We start from the raw sequence: 16,857 nt of genomic DNA on the forward strand, positions 1-16,857 counted from the left end.
CTTTGATATGTGCCCCCGCCAGCCCCGCCGGAAAACTTCTGCCTCCGGCTTTTACAACAATCAAAAACCCGCCGGACTAAGCCGACGGGTTCTTTCATTCGATTGTATTACTCAGTCACCGAGCAGGTTGCGAATTGCAAGCGGCTCTGCATAGTCCCAAGCCGTAATCTGCACGCCCTCGTTTTTACCTCTCGCGTGAATTGCCTTGCCGTCTCCGACATAGATTGCGATGTGGTTGACCTTGCCGTCGCGCGGCTGGCCGTCGTAAGCGATGATATCGCCCGGGCGCATCTGATCTGCGCTGACCGCAACACCCTCGGTTGCCTGCGAAGCGGAATAGTGATCCAAATCAAGGCCTGCCTTATCGCGCATCACGACCAGGATGAGACCCGAGCAGTCAATGCCGCTCTTCGGATCGACACCGCCGAACACATAGCGGCTGCCCTCAAGGCTCTTCGCATAGCTGACAATGGACTTTCTGAGCTTGCTGACCTTGCTCCAGTCCGTGACGCTTCTTCCTGCGCCGCCGGAGGTCTTGGTCTGTGCACTCACGGGATCCGAGCTGTTTCCGCTGAGCTTTGCCTGAATTCTGCCGTTCGGACCTGCATTGTCGTCGGACTTCTGCTGCTTTGCCGTCTCGGACTTCTCGGAAGCTCCCTTGCGGATGACCGCGGCACTGGTATTCTGAAGGCTCTCGGTCTTCTCCTCGCCGGTAGGCTCTCCGACCGGCTTCGCCGGCTTCATATCTCCGACAACCGCGGACTCAACCACGCCCTGTCCGTTACTATTAGACGCCTCCGCATCCTCCACATGGAGCTCCGGCACAATCCCGTTCACCTCGGCACTTTCATTGTTGAGCGCCTCTACCATAACGGCGTCATCCTTTGCAGCGAATGCCGGTACACTCGCCGCAATGGATACGCAGAGCGCCAATGCCGCACAAACTCCGATACGCTTCCTCACAGCACATCCCCCTAATCTATTCTCTGTCGATTCCCCCGAACAGTGCTAAATATTACGAAAATATTTCAACCTGTTGCAAATATGAATCCAGTATAGGCGGCGATATTGCTAAAGTCAACGTTCCAATCTTTAGGATTTCTTTAGTTTTTTCTCGACACTTGACAAATCAGTCAAGAAAACTTGCAATGCGAACCGGCGTTCTGTAGTTCCATGCCGAAACGATGATGCCGGTCTTTGAGGAAGATGCATGAACAATCTGTCCGTTTCCGATGTACATAGCGACATGATTCACACCGCCGCCTTTGCTATAGAAGAGAAGGTCGCCCGGCTGCATGTTCTCGGCCGAAACGGTTCTGCCCTCACCCGCCTGCTCCGCGGAGCTGCGGCTGATCGAGACACCGCCCGCGTTGCGCAGGATGTAGCCCGTAAAGCCCGAGCAATCCGCGCCGGTGTGCGGATCCGTGCCGCCCCAGACATAGCGTCCGCCGACAAACGAGAGGGCGTAGTCCACGACCTGCTGGCGCTTGCTCGACTTCTGTGCAGCTTCCGCCGCCTCTGCCGCAGCAGCTGCCGCTTCCTCGGCTGCCTTTGCCTCTTCCGCGGCACGCTCAGCCTCTGCCTGCTCCTTTGCCTCTTCGACCCAAGCCGCGGTGTTCTTCGTGACCTTCGGGCTTGCCATGGAAGTTACTGCGCTGCCCGCGGAAATCACGGAAGCAAGGGTTGCCAGTGCCAGATATTTTTTAAAATGGTTCATCGATTGTCCCTCCGTTGAAAAGCATAGTCGTCTTGGACGCTCTCTCATACTCTCTCTTTGTTCTTGTTACGGAACAATTCCCTACTTGTTACGGAATTGTTACAGTGGCTAGTATAGCTTCTCATTGCTCTCCCGTCAAGGTTTTTACAAATTCTTTACATTTGGCCCCAATTCTTTCGATTTCCCTATCTTTCAGGCGAAAAAAACAGAGCTCCGCGCGGTTTCCCGCACAGAGCTCTTCTCAATATTGTTACAAAAGTGTTACGTTCTCGTTTATTCGCCGAGAATATTTCGGATGTGTACCGGTGTCCGGTAATTCCAGCGCGAAACCATGATGCCGTTTCTCTCGTTGGAGGCATGCACCACTCTGCCGTCGCCGATGTACATGGCGACATGGTTCACACGACTGCCGTTGCTGTAGAAAATCAAATCGCCGGGCTTTGCCTCTTCAATCGAGACCTCTCTGCCCTGCTGCGCCTGTTCCGCCGCCGTGCGGTTGATGTACACGCCGCCCGCATGGCTTAGGATATAGCGTGTAAAGCCCGAGCAATCCGTTCCCGAGTAGGGATTTTCCCCGCCGTAGACATAGCGACCGCCGAGAAAGGAGAGCGCGTAACCGATGACGGTCTGCCGCCGCTGCTGCGCCCGCTCGGCCCGTTGCTGCGCCTGGAATTCCTGTGAGGCAACCACACCCTCATACTCGTCGTAATTCTCCGAAGTGAGAGATACCAAGGCCTGTGCCCGCTGTAACTCCGCCGCGAGCTGCATGGTATTGCCGCGCTGCCGTGCGCCCATCATGACGGAGAGCTGCACACTGCTCTCCCGCTGCAAAATGACTTCGGCCGCGCTCCCGTCCAGCTTGTTGTACTCTTCTCCCTCGCCCGCGTCGCCGAGCGCAAGCGGCTGTAACTCCGCCGTGCTCTGCGCCGTGCCGACCGGGGTCTGCCCCGGCTGACTTGCATTGCCCGAAGAGGCCGGCGGGTTCTCGGAGAGTCCCAACTTTCCGCGAATTTCGCTGTCTCGTCCCTGCAAATTTTCGATGTTACTCTTGATTTCGTCCGAGACTTCCTGGAGATTTTGCATCTCCTTGTCCTGTTGTTCGGTGTAGGCTTTCAGATTTTGATTTTCCGAGCGTATCTTGTCCTGCTCCACTTTTAAGAGCGCAATTTCCTGCTCGAGCGCTGCTTTCTGGCGCGCAACCGGCTTTAAGAGAGCCGCCGAAATCAGGCCGTAGCCGGTGAGACCGAGCAAGAGAAGAACCACCGTGAGCATCCCCTTAAAAAAGAGAGGCGGCAGTTGAAACTGCACCGGCTTCTTCTCGCTGTTTGAGAGCAGAAGCAGGGTAAACCCCGTCTCTTTCTTACTTTGCTTCCGGGGCCTTTTGCTCTTTTCGGTTCGCTTCCACATGCTTCTCTGCCTCCTTCTGCACACCGTCCTGAACCTTCTGCAGCGAGGTCATGGTGCACTTGCCGGCGAAGGATGCGCCCTCCGCGATAATCAGAGACTTGGTCGTGATATCACCGATGATCTTGCCGTTCTCGGTGACCTCAAGGCGCTCCCGCACAAAAATATTGCCCTGCACGGTGCCCGCAATCAACATATTTTCGCTTCGAATATCGCCTTCCACGTAGCCGTTCTCACCGATGATCAAATAACCGTCGGAGATGGCTTCCCCTTTGATTCTGCCGTCGATTCTCGTTGTGTCCTGGGTGTGCAGCGTCCCCTCGACCCGCGTCTTCTCGCCGATGATGGTATCGATCTTATTGGCCGATACAGGAATCACCGGTTCTGCCTTGCTCTTTGAACTGAACATTTCCACTCTCCTCCTTCTGGCTATGACTCTTATGGTTTAGCGCCGAAACAACTCGCTCAGCGCCTGATACACAAAACGGAATACCAGCAGCGCAAAGATGACGGGCGCCGCCCAAATAATCAAGCCCGCTATCGCGAGTATCAGAAGAAGCGCGAACAGCAGGAATAAGAGGCCGAGCAGCCATGAATTGAAACGCTGCACTTTGATATGAATATCACTCTCTTCCCGCGAGGTTTCACTCTGTTCCCGGTAATGCTGCGAGGCAGCCGCGCCGAGATCCCCCTCGGGATTCCGGTCCGGCATGCCGTCCACCTGAAAGCCCGCGGCATCCAGTATGGATCGCGCAATCAGCGCCGGGTTGCCGAGCTCCGCGAGCACTTCTTCTTCGCTCCGCCCCTTTGCAACCTCTTCCTCGATGTAACTGCGATAAAAATTCAGATTTTCCGCGACCAGAAGCTCGGCGCCCTCCTCCCGGAGGCGCGCTGCGAGCTCGTCCAAAAACTGCTGCTTGCTCATAAGCTGTGAATAAAGAGTCCGCTGCGGAGCTTCGGCTCAAACCAAGTGGACTTCGGGGGCATCAGTAGACCCGCATCCGCAACCGAGAGCAGTTCTTCCATCTGCGTCGGATACATGAGGAAGGCAACACCGCCGTTTTGGTCGACCAAGCGCTTCAGCTCTTCGCTGCCGCGGATTCCGCCGATAAAGCGGATGCGTTCCGAAGTTCTGGGATCCTCGATTCCAAGGAGCGGGGAAAGCACCTCATCCTGCAGGAAGGAGACATCGAGTCCCTCGACCGGATCCTCCGAGCGAAGTTCCTCGCGCACGCCGAGGGCATACCAGTGACCGTCTAAGTACATGCCGAGCTCGCCTCTCATTTCGGGTGTCGGCACCGTCTCGCCGCAGTCGCGTATCGTAAAGACCTGGTCGAGCGCGAGCAGAAGGTCTGCCGGGCTCTCGCCGTTCAAATCATCGACCACACGGTTATAGGGGAGTATGCGAAGTTCTTCCTCCGGGAACAGCACCGAGAGGAAGTAGTTAAACTCTTCCTTGCCCGTGTAATCCGGATGCTCCTCTCTCCGCTTCAGCGCAACCTTGACCGCAGAAGCCGCACGGTGATGACCGTCCGCAATGTAGGTGGTCGGAACCGCCCGGAAGCCCTCGGTGACAGCCGCAACCTCTGCCTCGTCCGCAACGCGCCACACGCGGTGGCGTATGCCGTCATCTCCCACAAAATCATAAATCGGCGCCTGCTCCTTGGCGCGCGCCTCGCAGGCCTTTAAGGCCTCGGTGCCGCGGTAGGTTAAGAAAATCGGGCCCGTCTGCGCATCCACGATATCCACGTGCCGTATGCGATCCCGCTCTTTTTCCTCTCTCGTGTTCTCGTGCTTCCGCACCACCTGATTCAGATAGTCGTCCACGGAAGAGCAGGCAACCACACCGGTCTGGCTGTGTCCCTTTAAGAGAGGCGCAAGCACGCCGCTCTCGACGCTCAGCTCGTAGAAGAAGTAGACCGGCTTCTCCTCTCTCACATAGACGCCCGCCGCCGTCTGCTCACGCAGCATATCCCGCGCCTTCTCATAGACCTCCTGCGCGTACATGTCGCAGTCCTCCGGAAACTGGGTCTCCGGACGGTCAATGTTCAGGAAGGAGAGCGGGTGTCCCTGCACCGCAGCTCTCGCCTCCTCTCTCGTGTAGACATCGTAGGGGAGGGCCGCAACCTCCGCCGCCTGCTTCTCATTCGGACGAAGGGCGCAAAACGCCTTGACCTCTGCCATATCAGCCTCCTGTCACTGCGCGGAAGCGTATCACACCCGGAATGGCTCTGAGGGCCGCCTCATCCTCTGCCGGCAGGCAGCTCTCGAGGTCCATGAGGGTGTACGCATACGCGCCGCGACTCTTATTTGTCATTTTGTCGATGTTGATGTTTCGCTTTGCGAGTTCCGCACTGATCTGACCTATCATATTCGGCACATTTCTGTGGAGCAGGGCAATGCGCTGTGCGCTCGTCGGAACCCCCATGTCGCAGTCCGGATAGTTCACGGAATTGCGGATGTTGCCGTTGTCCAGATAATCCATGAGCTCCTTAACCGCCATGACCGCACAGTGATCCTCGGCCTCTTCGGTTGAGGCGCCGAGATGCGGTGTCACGATAGCGTTCTCCAGTTTCACGGAGAGCGGATTCGCAAAGTCGGTCACATAGAGTCTCACCTTGCCGCTCGTGAGCGCCGCCTCCATGGCGCGCTCGTCGACCAGCTTGTCGCGCGAAAAGTTTAAGAAGACCACGCCTTCTTTCATGGCCGCAATCTCTTTTTCGCCTATCATGCCCGGGTTCTTGTCGGTCAGCGGGACATGAATGGTAATGTAGTCGCACTGCTTGCAGAGTTCCTCGAGCGAGGTCGCATGGCGCGCCTCCTTGCTGATTCTCCAGGCGCCGTTCACCGAGAGGTAGGGATCGTAGCCGTAAACCTCCATGCCGAGCGCGACCGCCGCATTCGCGACTTCCGCGCCGATGGCGCCGAGGCCGATGACACCGAGCTTCTTGCCGCAAATTTCCGTTCCGACAAACTGCTTCTTGCCCTTCTCGGCTTCCTTCGCGATATCGGGTGCATCCTTATGCGCCGCAACCCAGTGCACAGCCGGAATTACGTTTCGCGCGGCAAGCAGCATCTCGCAGATCACAAGTTCCTTCACGCTGTTTGCGTTTGCGCCGGGCGTATTAAAGACCACCACGCCCTCCTCGGCAAAGCGCTCCAGGGGGATGTTGTTGACACCCGCGCCCGCCCGCGCCACGGCCAGAGTCGCCGCACCGAGTTTCTCCTCGTGCATGTCCGCGGAGCGCACCAAGATGCCCTCTGCCTCTTCCTCTGCCTCCGTCAGCGTAAAGTTCGGGAGCAGGCTCTGTAAGCCCTCCTCCGAAATCGCATTTTTGCAGTGAATCCGAAACATGCCTCAGGCCTCCTTCTTCTCAAACGCATCCATGAAGTCCGTGAGGTGCTGCACACCCTCGATCGGCATTGCGTTATAAAGGCTTGCGCGCATACCGCCGACCGAGCGGTGTCCCTTCAGATTTTCAAGTCCCGCGGCCTTTGCCTCCGCGACAAACTTTTTATCCAGCTCCTCGTTTCCGGTCACAAAGGTCACATTCATGACCGAGCGGTCTTCGCGCCGCACCGGATTCGTGAAAAGCTTCGATTGATCGAGGAAATCGTAGAGCAGTGCCGCCTTCTTCTCATTTCGCTTCTGCATGGCCGTGAGCCCGCCGAGCTCTTTAATCCAGCGGAACACTATGCCGCAGATATAGATATTGTAGCAGGGCGGGGTGTTGTAGAGCGAGCCGTGCGCCGCATAGGTATCGTAGCGCAACATGGTCGGCGTTCCGGGCAGGCAGTCTCCGATTAAGTCCTCGCGCACCACGGCGATTGCCATGCCCGCGGGACCCACGTTTTTCTGAACGCCGCCCCAGAGTATGCCGTAGTCCGTAATCTTCTCGGGCTCCGAAAGGAAGCAGGAGGAGACATCCGCGACGAGGTTCTTTCCCTTCGTGTTCGGTAAGGTATGAAAGGCCGTGCCGTAAATCGTATTGTTCTTGCAGATATAGAGATAATCCGCGTCCTCCCGAATCGGAAGATCCTCGCAGTCCGGGATATAGCTGTAGACCTTGTCTTCGCTCGAAGCCACCGCACGCACGTCGCCGTAGAGCGCTGCCTCCTGCATGGCCTTCTTGGCCCACTGGCCGGTCACCACATAATCCGCCTTGCGGTTTCGCATGAGGTTCATCGGGACCATGGCAAACTGCACATGACCGCCGCCCTGAATGAAGAGCACCTTGTAATTTTCCGGAACCCCGAGGAGCTCTCGAAAGTCCTGCTCCGCCGTGTCTAAAATGTCCTGAAACATTTTGGAGCGATGGCTCATTTCCATGACCGACATTCCGCTTCCCTTGTAGTCGAGCATCTCTTCCGCCGCTTCCCGCAGCACTTCCTCCGGAAGCACTGCCGGCCCGGCGCTGAAATTATATACACGTGCCATCTGCTCTCCTCCTTGCTTGTAAAGCGAAAACCAAAACAATTTCTTACAATAACTGTATCATATTTTGACTGATTTTAAAGTTATAAATCCGTCTCGTCGAAGACTTCCTTTAAGTCCGCACCGGGCGGGCACATCGGGAATACCTTCTCGTCGGAATCGATACGAACATCCAACACCGCCGGTTTGCGGCTTGCGACCGCCTCCGAAAGCGTGGCGCGGAGTTCTTCCACGCTCGTCACACAGTAGGCCCGAATGCCCATGGCCTCGGCAATCTTACAGTAATCCACATGATCCCGAAGCACGGTCGACGAGTAGCGCTTTTCATAGAACAGAGTCTGCCACTGACGCACCATGCCGAGCGCATGGTTATTCACAATCAGTTCGATCAGCGGAAGTCCTTCGCGGGCCACCGTCGCGAGCTCGTTCATATTCATGCGGAAACAGCCGTCTCCCGCGACATTCACGACCACGCGATCCGGCATGGCGCTCTGTGCGCCGATGGCCGCACCGAGGCCGAAGCCCATGGTTCCGAGGCCGCCGCTTGTCAAAAAGGTTCTCGGATTCCGGTAACTGTAGTGCTGTGCCGCCCACATCTGGTGCTGACCGACCTCGGTCACGATGATCGCATCGTCCGGCGTGAGCGCATCGAGCTCCCGGATGACGCGCGGCCCCGTTAAGCCCTCGCCGACCTGCAGGGGGAACTGCTCCTTGCGCCGCTGAATCTCGGCGAGCCACTCCCGGTGGTGCTGCTGCTCCAGGCTCTCCGCGAGGCAGGAAAGAATCTGTCCCGCATCGCCGATTAAGGCCGCCGCGACATGGATGTTCTTATTGACCTCCGCCTCGTCAACGTCAATCTGCAAGATTTTCGCCTTTGCCGCAAACTGCTTCGGGCTTCCCGCGACGCGGTCGGAAAAGCGCGCGCCGACCACCACGAGCAAATCGCAGTCCGAGACCGTGTAGTTCGAAGTCTTGGTGCCGTGCATGCCGACCATGCCCGTGTAGAGCGTGTCGTTCTGGTCAAAGGCCCCCTGCCCCATCAGGGTGCAGCAGACCGGTGCGTCGAGCTTATGGGCAAAGCGCTTCAGTGCGGGCGCGGCCTCCGATAAAATCGCGCCGCCGCCCGCCATGATGCAGGGCTTCTTTGCCGCACGGAGCAGCGAAACCGCCTCCGTGAGTTTCTCCGCCGCCGGAAGTTCTTGCATAGAGGCGACCGCGATGTTCTTCGGCTCGTACTCGGTCTCCGCCGCCGTCACATCCTTCGTGATGTCTACCAGCACCGGGCCCGGACGGCCGCTCCGCGCAATCCGAAAGGCGCGGCGCAATACACCCGCGAGTTCCCGAACGTCCTTCACGATAAAGTTGTACTTGGTAATCGGCATGCTGATGCCGGCAATATCAATCTCCTGAAACGAGTCTTTTCCGAGAATCGGATTGGCCACATTGCAGGTGATGGCGACCACGGGCGAAGAGTCCATATAGGCGCTCGCAATGCCGGTGACTAAGTTCGTCGCGCCGGGGCCGCTGGTCGCAAGGCACACGCCGACCTTGCCGCTTGCGCGCGCATAGCCGTCGGCCGCGTGCGCAGCGCCCTGCTCATGGCTGGTCAGCACATGGTGAATCTCATCGCTGTGCTTATAGAGTGCATCATAAATATTCAAAATCGCACCGCCCGGATAACCGAAGACCGTGTCAACGCCCTGTTCCTTGAGGCAGGCGATTACAATTTCCGCGCCGCTCAGCTTAGTCATGCTTCCAGCCTTCCACCGAGAGCACCGCACCCTGCGGCGCGCCGGTCACCAGCTCGCGGTAGCGAACCAGGTAGCCGTCCACCTCATTGACGCGCGGCTTCCAGTTCTTCTTTCTCTCCGCGAACTCCTCCTCGGAGACACGCGCGTTCAGGGAGTGCGCATCGATGTCGATGTCGATGATATCGCCCTCTTCTATCAGCGCAATCGGACCGCCGACCGCCGCCTCCGGTGCCACATGGCCGATCGAAGCGCCGCGGCTCGCGCCGGAGAAGCGTCCGTCCGTGATGAGCGCCACGGTGGAGCCGAGACCCATGCCGACAATCGCCGAGGTCGGATTCAGCATTTCGCGCATGCCGGGGCCGCCCTTCGGTCCTTCGTAACGAATCACGACGACATCGCCCGGGACTATCTTGCCGCCCTTGATGGCCGCAATCGCATCGTCCTCGCAGTCAAAGACGCGCGCGGGGCCGCTGTGCTTTAACATTTCCGGTGCCACCGCGCTGCGCTTCACGACGCAGGACTCCGGCGCAATGTTGCCGCGGAGAATCGCGATACCGCCTGTCTCGGAATAGGGATTCTCGATCGGGCGAATGACTTCCTTGTCGAGGTTCCATGCATTCTCGATGTTCTCGCCGACGGTCTTGCCGGTCGCGGTCAGGCAGTCGAGGTTGATGAGGTCCTTCTTCGAGAGTTCCTTCAGCACGGCGTAGACACCGCCCGCCTCGTTCAGATCTTCCATATAGGTGTGACCCGCCGGCGCAAGGTGGCAGAGATTCGGGGTGCGCGCGGAAACCTCGTTCGCAATGTTCACATCCAGCTTCACCTTCGCCTCGTGCGCAATCGCCGGGAGGTGGAGCATGGTATTGGTCGAGCAGCCGAGCGCCATATCCACGGTCAGCGCATTCATAAATGCCTTCTCGGTCATGATGTCGCGCGGGCGGATATCATTCCGGTAGAGCTCCATAATCTGGTTGCCGGCGTGCTTCGCGAGGCGAATGCGCTCCGAGTAGACCGCCGGAATCGTTCCGTTGCCGCGAAGTCCCATGCCGAGCACCTCGGTGAGACAGTTCAGCGAGTTCGCCGTGTACATACCGGAGCAGCTGCCGCAGGTCGGGCAGACCTTCTCCTCGAACTCGGAGACATCTTCTATGGTCATCTTGCCGGCCGCGTAAGCGCCGACCGCCTCAAACATGCTGGAGAGCGAGCGCTTCTCGCCCTTCACGCGACCCGCAAGCATGGGGCCTCCGCTCACAAAGATGGTCGGGATGTTGACGCGCGCCGCCGCCATGAGGAGACCCGGCACGTTCTTATCGCAGTTCGGGACGCAGACCATCGCATCAAACTGATGCGCTCTCGCGAGACACTCGGTCGAATCCGCAATCAGGTCTCTTGTAACCAGGGAGTACTTCATGCCCGTGTGTCCCATCGCAATGCCGTCGCAGACCGCAATGGCCGGCACCACGACAGGCATGCCGCCCGCCTCTGCGACGCCGAGCTTCACGGCATCGACAATCTTGTCGAGGTTCATGTGGCCCGGGACAATTTCGTTGTAGGACGAGATGATACCGATGAGCGGCTTCTTCATCTCCTCCTGGGTAAAGCCGAGTGCATTAAACAAAGAGCGGTGGGGTGCCTGCTGCATCCCCGCTTTCACGTGATCGCTTAACATGGTAATTCCTTCTTTCTAGCTATGTCTTTCCAAGCTGTAACAAAAATAAAAATCTGATTATCAATTTCAGATGCGGGCCCTGACCAGCGCGCCCATCTCTCGGGTGCCGACCTTTTTCGTGCCCTCGGTGTAAATATCCGGCGTGCGGTAACCGTCCCGCAATACGGCTGCCACCGCAGTCTCCACCGCGCGCGCCTCAGTCTCCATATCGAAGGAGTAGCGAAGCAGCATAGCCGCCGAGAGTATGGTCGCAAGCGGATTCGCCTTGTCCTGTCCCGCAATATCCGGCGCGGAACCGTGGCTCGGCTCATAGAGTCCGAGCTTCGTCTCGTTCAGGCTCGCGCTCGGCAACATGCCGATGGAGCCCGTCACCATGCTCGCCTCATCCGACAGAATGTCGCCAAACGTGTTCTCGGTCACGATGACATCAAACTGTCCCGGATTGTAGACCAGCTGCATGGCAGCGTTGTCGACCAGCATGTGCGAGAGCTTCACGTCCGGATAGTCCTTGCCGACTTCCTCCATGACCCGGCGCCAGAGGCGCGAGGTATCGAGGACGTTTGCCTTGTCCACACTGATCAGGGACTTTCTGCGCTTTGCCGCGGCCTCGAAGGCCTTGACGGCAATGCGCCGAATCTCCGGTTCCGTGTAGACCAGGGTATCGACCGCAGTCTCGACGCCGTCCACGACTTCCGTGCGGCGCTCGCCGAAATAGAGACCGCCGGTGAGTTCTCTTACAATCACAAGGTCAAAGCCGTTCGCAAGCTGCTCCGGCTTTAAGGGGCAGGCCGCCGCAAGCTCCGGGTAAAGAAACGCGGGGCGCAAATTCGCAAAGAGACCGAGCTCCTTCCGAATCTTCAAAAGACCTGCCTCCGGGCGCAGTGAAGGTGCCAGCTTGTACCAGGGAGACGTCTCAGCGTTTCCTCCCACGGCACCGAGCAGCACAGCATCGCTCTCCTTTGCCTTTTGCAAGTTCTCATCGGTCAGCGGCTCGCCGTAGCGGTCAATCGAGCAACCGCCCATTGCAATCTCCGTAAAGTGAAACACATGTCCGAACTTCTCGGCGACATGCGCGAGCACTGCCTTTGCCTCTCCCACAATCTCCGGTCCGATACCGTCGCCCGGAATCAAAACAATTTTCTTCTCCACAGTAGTCTCCTCCTGTGCCTGTCCTCGGGATTCCAAAAAGCTTTCTCTCAGGAAAAACTTTTCCCTCCATATTAAAACAAGACGCTGTATTTTTCAAGAAAGCTTGAAAAATACAGCGTCTTTTGAATATCTGTCTCAGTTTTACTGTGCGCTTGCCAGCGGTGCAACCCAGACACCGTTGATGTCGAGCTGGTAGCCGTCCGGGCTCATGCGGTTGTAGAACATGTTGCCGTTCGCCTCATCGAAGTAGTACCAGTTGTCGCCGTCCTTGAACCAGCCGGTGATCATGTTGCCGTTTTCGTCGAAAATGTACCACTCGTTGTTGATTCTTCTCCAGCTGCTCTTCACGAGCTCGCCGTTCGGAAGACGGAAGCTCCACTTGCCGCCGTTCTGCAGCCAGGTTCCCGCGCTCTCCTCGGTTGCGTTCTTTGCTCTCTGCGCCGCCGCAGTCTCTTCGCTCACCGAAATCTCGTTGGAGCTTGCCCACGGTCCGCGGTAGTCCGGGTTCATTGCGCTCACGCCGCGAACCTGGAAGGAGTAGGTGCCTGCCTTGGTCATGTACTTCGAAACATCGAGGGACTGACCCTGCACCATCTGCACACCGCCGAGCGTCGTGTTGCCTCTCTTAAGCTTCACCTCGTAGCTGCCTGCGCCGAGAGACTCGGTCCAGCTTGCCGTGGTGCCCTGAAGATAAGCCTCGTTGATTCTGGAAGCCTGCTGCTCAAGGCTCGGAAGCTTCAGATCAATCACCAATGCGTAAGCGTTGTCTTCACGCGTTGCGCTCACATACTCTGCGCCCTCCAGATGAATCTGGCTCGCAGCGTTGACCCGGAAGTAGCAGCCGTCCTCAGCCTGCAGACGAACGCGGAAAGTCGGGACATCCGTCGCTTTCCAAGATGCACCCTCATTCAGCACCTCGAAGCTGTTCACGGTGTAACGGTTGCTGACCGGCTTAAATTCAAGCTGCTCATCACCGTGCGGCGTTCCCGCATGCACGGTTCCGGTCACCTTAAGGCCTACGCTCTTAATTGCCTTCTCTTTCGCATATGCGGTCAAACCCAATGCAGCTGTGAGGAGCATCAAAGCTCCTGCGAGAACGGTTCCTTTTACGACATGTTTCATTGTCATTTCCCCCTTATGAATCGCTCTGAAATTTGTCCGGTCGGAAAATGTGAATAGAACTCTACGCTTCAAACGTCAACTTTTTCTACATTTCTTCTAATCGGGACTGTCTATAGGATACCCGATAACCGCTATATCGTCAATAACAATCCGCTTACATTTTTATGACATTTGCCAAAAAAAAGACCCCCGCGCCCGTAATATCTTGGGCGCGGGGATCTCCCGCAATTTTATTTTGCCGTGTCCTGAACGCGCGATTCGCGAATCACATTGACGCGAATCTGGCCCGGGTACTGCATCTCCTGCTCAATGCGCTTTGCGACATTGTGCGCAAGAATAACCATATCGTCGTCCGTGACCTTCTCCGGAACAACCATGATGCGAACCTCACGGCCTGCCTGCACCGCAAAGGACTTCTCGACGCCCTCAAAGGAATTCGTGATTTCCTCAAGCTGCGCGAGACGGTTCGTGTAAGTCTCAATGGTCTCACGTCTTGCGCCCGGACGCGCCGCCGAAATGGTATCCGCAGCCTGCACAATGCATGCAATCAGACTCTCCGGCTCGACATCGCCGTGGTGAGATTCCACGGTATTGATGACAATCTGGTTCTCCTTGTACTTCCGGCAGAGTTCCACGCCGAGCTGCACATGGGAGCCCTCGATCTCGTGGTCGACCGCCTTGCCGATGTCGTGCAGGAGACCTGCACGCTTCGCCATGCGCACATCTACGCCGACCTCCGCCGCCAGTATGCCGGACAGTTCCGCGACCTCGATCGAATGACGCAGGGCGTTCTGACCGTAGCTCGTGCGGTAGCGCATGCGTCCGATGAGCTTCACAAGCTCCGGATGAATGCCGTGCACGCCGACTTCGAGCACCGCAGCCTCACCGGCTTCCCGCATGCGGGTATCGACCTCGCGCTGCGCCTTCTCGACCATCTCTTCGATGCGCGCGGGGTGAATGCGGCCGTCGTTAATCAGTTTCTCAAGCGCAACCTTCGCAATTTCGCGGCGCACCGGGTCAAAGCCCGAGAGCACGACCGCTTCCGGCGTGTCGTCGACAATCAGTTCCACACCGGTCAGCTGCTCGAGGGTGCGGATGTTTCTGCCCTCGCGGCCGATGATACGTCCCTTCATCTCGTCGTTCGGCAACTGTACCACCGAGACCGTGGATTCCGCGACGCTGTCTGCGGCGCAACGCTGAATTGCGCTCACCACATACTCCTTCGCCTTCTTATCCGCCTCTTCCTTTGCGGCGCTCTCAAGGTCGCGGATCATACGCGCCTTGTCGTGCTTCACATCGTCCTCGATCGAACGAAGCAGGAATTCCTTCGCCTGCTCCACCGAGAGGCCGGCAATGCGCTCCAACTCTTCCATACCTCTGTCGTAGAGAGAGTCCACCTCACGGCTTCTCGCCGCAATGCTCTCCTCTTTCTGCTGCAAGGTCTGCTCTCTCTTTTCAAGCGCATTCTGCTTCTTGTCGAGATTCTCCTCCTTGCTGAGGACGCGATTCTCATAGTGCTGCAACTCCGCGCGACGCTCCTTGGTTTCCCGCTCCAGTTCATTCTTGGTCCGGAGCGCTTCTTCCTTGGCTTCCAACATGGCCTCGCGCTTCTTTGTCTCCGCAGTTTTCAGGGCTTCTTCGATGATCTCGCGGGATTTCACCTCCGCGCTGCCGATCTTGCTTTCATAAGTACGCTTCCGATATGCAATCGCAAGATTCCAGCTCAAAAAAGCCACAATCACCGCCGTGATGACAACTGCAATGATGATTTGTGACACAGAGCACCTCCTTATTCAGTTTTCATGGTACAAATTTTTCCCTATATTGCGCTTCGATTTCATGGCAATATGAATATACTAGCAAATCTTAAGAATTATCGCAAGTATAAGTACGTATTGCATCCCGAATCGCGCCGTAAGTATAGCCCTTACGCAGGAGAGCTGCATAAATACGCTGTTCCGCCTTGTTGTCGAGTTCGGCGGAGTAGCGCCGTTTCTTAAGTTCCCGACAGATTTGTGCGCTTTCGTCCGGTGCCTCGGCTTCGAGTAACTCTTCGATGAGTTCCTTGTCGACCCCGCGGTTTCGGAGGGCGGTCTTTATATAGCGGGCGCTCTTTTCCCCGCTCCGTGTCCTGATATAGGTCTCCGCGACGCGTCTGTCGTCCACATAGCGAAGACTGCGCCCGTAGTCGAGCGCAAGTTCCGCGATTTCTTCCGGATAAAAGCCTTCGCGAAATTTTCGACGCAGTTCCGCCTCGGTGTAATCCCTCTGCTTTAAGAGATAGAGCAGACGCTCCCGGCTCCGCCGAATGAGCAGGGGATAGAGTTCCGTCTTCAGGAAGTCCTCCGTGAGTTCTTTCCCGACTTCCAAGTCCATTTTTTTAATTTCCCCCCGGTAAAGCGAAAAAGCAAAGTCCTCATCCGTGAGGACTTTGCTTTTTTTCGTGCCGAGCGGAAGAATTTCCGTAATCGTCATACTTCCGCTTCCCGCTCCTCTATGGCTTCCGCCTTACCGGCCGAAATTCCTGTCGTATCTACGGGTGTCAGTCCATGCGCCTCGCGCACGCGATTCTCGATTTCAACCGAAATTTCCGGGTGTTCCTGCAGGAAGCCCTTGGCGTTCTCACGACCCTGGCCTATTTTATTGCCCTCGTAGGAGAACCAGGCGCCGCTCTTTTCGACGATATTTTCCTTGACCGCGAGGTCCAGAATATCGCCCTCCTTCGAGATGCCCTTGCCGAACATGATATCGAACTCAATCTCCTTAAACGGCGGCGCAATCTTATTTTTGACCACCTTCACACGGACACGGGTACCCACAATCTCGCCGCCCTGCTTTAAGACATCGATTTTGCGGACATCCAGACGCACCGAGGAGTAGAACTTCAGCGCTCTTCCGCCCGTCGTGGTCTCGGGGCTGCCGAACATGACGCCGATCTTCTCGCGCAGCTGGTTAATAAAGACTACGGTGCTGTTCGTATTGCTGACAATGCTCGTGAGCTTACGGAGCGCCTGGCTCATGAGACGCGCCTGGAGACCCACGTGGAGATCTCCCATATCGCCCTCAATCTCCGCCTTCGGCACCAGCGCCGCAACCGAGTCCACAATGATGATGTCCACGGCACCGCTTCGCACCATGGTCTCGGTGATCTCGAGCGCCTGCTCACCGGTGTCCGGCTGGGAGATGTAGAGGTTGTCGACATCGACCCCGATGTTCTTTGCGTAGACCGGATCCAGTGCGTGCTCGGCATCGATAAAGCCCGCAATGCCGCCGCGCTTCTGCACTTCCGCAACCATGTGCAGCGCGACCGTGGTCTTACCGGAGGACTCCGGTCCGTAGACCTCGATGATACGTCCCTTCGGAATGCCGCCGAGTCCCAGCGCGAGATCTAAGCTCAGCGATCCGGTCGGCGTGGTCTCGACACTCATCATATTGCTCGGGTCGCCGAGTTTCATGACCGCGCCCTTGCCGAAATCCTTTTCAATCTGCTTTAACGCTTCGTCCAGCGCCCGTCTCTTTGCATCCTGATCCATACCGCACCTCTTCTCTCAAGTCAAATCGCGGGAACCGTTTTGCAAACATTTGTTCCGCGAACTTTTGTTCTGTTTTC

General features: G+C 57.2%; 15 protein-coding genes. All 15 read right to left on the bottom strand.

Going from position 1 to position 16,857, the window contains the following annotated elements; all coding sequences use genetic code 11:
* Nucleotides 1-111: 111 nt before the first annotated feature.
* Nucleotides 112-963, bottom strand: coding sequence for a C40 family peptidase (locus tag QU660_RS09855; RefSeq protein WP_304945877.1), 852 nt, complete (start codon nucleotides 961-963; stop codon nucleotides 112-114).
* Nucleotides 964-1,129: 166 nt separating this feature from the next.
* A complete protein-coding gene (locus QU660_RS07340; protein WP_304945878.1) occupies nucleotides 1,130-1,717 on the bottom strand; it encodes a C40 family peptidase in 588 nt (195 codons plus the stop codon).
* Between the two features lie 273 nt (nucleotides 1,718-1,990).
* Nucleotides 1,991-3,124, bottom strand: coding sequence for an NlpC/P60 family protein (locus tag QU660_RS07345; protein WP_304945879.1), 1,134 nt, complete (start codon nucleotides 3,122-3,124; stop codon nucleotides 1,991-1,993).
* Nucleotides 3,078-3,530: a bactofilin family protein gene (locus QU660_RS07350; RefSeq protein ID WP_304945880.1), complete on the bottom strand. Its 453-nt coding sequence runs from the start codon at nucleotides 3,528-3,530 to the stop codon at nucleotides 3,078-3,080. Before QU660_RS07350 ends, QU660_RS07345 begins: the two co-directional genes overlap by 47 nt.
* Before the next feature lie 36 nt (nucleotides 3,531-3,566).
* Nucleotides 3,567-4,046: a DUF1700 domain-containing protein gene (locus tag QU660_RS07355; RefSeq protein WP_304945881.1), complete on the bottom strand. Its 480-nt coding sequence runs from the start codon at nucleotides 4,044-4,046 to the stop codon at nucleotides 3,567-3,569.
* Entirely contained in the window at nucleotides 4,043-5,305 is a 1,263-nt protein-coding gene (locus QU660_RS07360; protein WP_304945882.1) for a DUF1015 domain-containing protein, read from the bottom strand. Before QU660_RS07360 ends, QU660_RS07355 begins: the two co-directional genes overlap by 4 nt.
* A 1-nt stretch (nucleotide 5,306) precedes the next feature.
* Nucleotides 5,307-6,476 carry a phosphoglycerate dehydrogenase gene (locus QU660_RS07365; protein WP_304945883.1) on the bottom strand — a complete coding sequence of 390 codons (1,170 nt, stop codon included), beginning with the start codon at nucleotides 6,474-6,476 and terminating at the stop codon, nucleotides 5,307-5,309.
* A 3-nt stretch (nucleotides 6,477-6,479) separates the two neighbouring features.
* Nucleotides 6,480-7,559, bottom strand: coding sequence for a 3-phosphoserine/phosphohydroxythreonine transaminase (gene serC / locus QU660_RS07370; protein WP_304945884.1), 1,080 nt, complete (start codon nucleotides 7,557-7,559; stop codon nucleotides 6,480-6,482).
* 80 nt (nucleotides 7,560-7,639) lie between these two features.
* Nucleotides 7,640-9,307, bottom strand: a complete 1,668-nt coding sequence (gene ilvB / locus QU660_RS07375) for a biosynthetic-type acetolactate synthase large subunit (protein ID WP_304945885.1) — start codon at nucleotides 9,305-9,307, stop codon at nucleotides 7,640-7,642.
* On the bottom strand, nucleotides 9,300-10,976 hold the full coding sequence (gene ilvD, locus QU660_RS07380; protein WP_304945886.1) for a dihydroxy-acid dehydratase: 1,677 nt from the start codon (nucleotides 10,974-10,976) through the stop codon (nucleotides 9,300-9,302). The genes ilvB and ilvD overlap by 8 nt, the downstream gene beginning before the upstream one ends.
* A gap of 66 nt (nucleotides 10,977-11,042) precedes the next feature.
* Complete coding sequence (gene leuB / locus QU660_RS07385; RefSeq protein WP_304945887.1) at nucleotides 11,043-12,125, bottom strand: 3-isopropylmalate dehydrogenase; 1,083 nt, start codon at nucleotides 12,123-12,125, stop codon at nucleotides 11,043-11,045.
* 141 nt (nucleotides 12,126-12,266) lie between these two features.
* Nucleotides 12,267-13,247 (bottom strand): hypothetical protein, encoded by a 981-nt coding sequence (locus tag QU660_RS07390; protein WP_304945888.1) that lies wholly within the window; start codon nucleotides 13,245-13,247, stop codon nucleotides 12,267-12,269.
* 230 nt (nucleotides 13,248-13,477) lie between these two features.
* A complete protein-coding gene (gene rny, locus QU660_RS07395) occupies nucleotides 13,478-15,025 on the bottom strand; it encodes a ribonuclease Y (RefSeq protein ID WP_304945889.1) in 1,548 nt (515 codons plus the stop codon).
* A gap of 88 nt (nucleotides 15,026-15,113) precedes the next feature.
* Nucleotides 15,114-15,722 carry a regulatory protein RecX gene (locus QU660_RS07400; RefSeq protein WP_304945890.1) on the bottom strand — a complete coding sequence of 203 codons (609 nt, stop codon included), beginning with the start codon at nucleotides 15,720-15,722 and terminating at the stop codon, nucleotides 15,114-15,116.
* Entirely contained in the window at nucleotides 15,719-16,780 is a 1,062-nt protein-coding gene (gene recA / locus QU660_RS07405; protein ID WP_304945891.1) for a recombinase RecA, read from the bottom strand. The genes QU660_RS07400 and recA overlap by 4 nt, the downstream gene beginning before the upstream one ends.
* Nucleotides 16,781-16,857 lie beyond the last annotated feature (77 nt).

It is taken from the genome of Stomatobaculum sp. F0698, assembly GCF_030644385.1.
Taxonomy (GTDB): domain Bacteria; phylum Bacillota; class Clostridia; order Lachnospirales; family Lachnospiraceae; genus Moryella.

Excerpts from the sequence above, each read along its gene's own strand:
- QU660_RS07340 (WP_304945878.1), bottom strand. The coding sequence starts at position 1,717 with ATGAACCATTTTAAAAAATATCTGGCACTGGCAACCCTTGCTTCCGTG.
- QU660_RS07345 (WP_304945879.1), bottom strand. The coding sequence starts at position 3,124 with ATGTGGAAGCGAACCGAAAAGAGCAAAAGGCCCCGGAAGCAAAGTAAG.
- QU660_RS07350 (WP_304945880.1), bottom strand. The coding sequence starts at position 3,530 with ATGTTCAGTTCAAAGAGCAAGGCAGAACCGGTGATTCCTGTATCGGCC.
- QU660_RS07355 (WP_304945881.1), bottom strand. The coding sequence starts at position 4,046 with ATGAGCAAGCAGCAGTTTTTGGACGAGCTCGCAGCGCGCCTCCGGGAG.
- QU660_RS07360 (WP_304945882.1), bottom strand. The coding sequence starts at position 5,305 with ATGGCAGAGGTCAAGGCGTTTTGCGCCCTTCGTCCGAATGAGAAGCAG.
- QU660_RS07365 (WP_304945883.1), bottom strand. The coding sequence starts at position 6,476 with ATGTTTCGGATTCACTGCAAAAATGCGATTTCGGAGGAGGGCTTACAG.
- serC (WP_304945884.1), bottom strand. The coding sequence starts at position 7,559 with ATGGCACGTGTATATAATTTCAGCGCCGGGCCGGCAGTGCTTCCGGAG.
- ilvB (WP_304945885.1), bottom strand. The coding sequence starts at position 9,307 with ATGACTAAGCTGAGCGGCGCGGAAATTGTAATCGCCTGCCTCAAGGAA.
- ilvD (WP_304945886.1), bottom strand. The coding sequence starts at position 10,976 with ATGTTAAGCGATCACGTGAAAGCGGGGATGCAGCAGGCACCCCACCGC.
- QU660_RS07390 (WP_304945888.1), bottom strand. The coding sequence starts at position 13,247 with ATGAAACATGTCGTAAAAGGAACCGTTCTCGCAGGAGCTTTGATGCTC.
- QU660_RS07400 (WP_304945890.1), bottom strand. The coding sequence starts at position 15,722 with ATGACGATTACGGAAATTCTTCCGCTCGGCACGAAAAAAAGCAAAGTC.
- recA (WP_304945891.1), bottom strand. The coding sequence starts at position 16,780 with ATGGATCAGGATGCAAAGAGACGGGCGCTGGACGAAGCGTTAAAGCAG.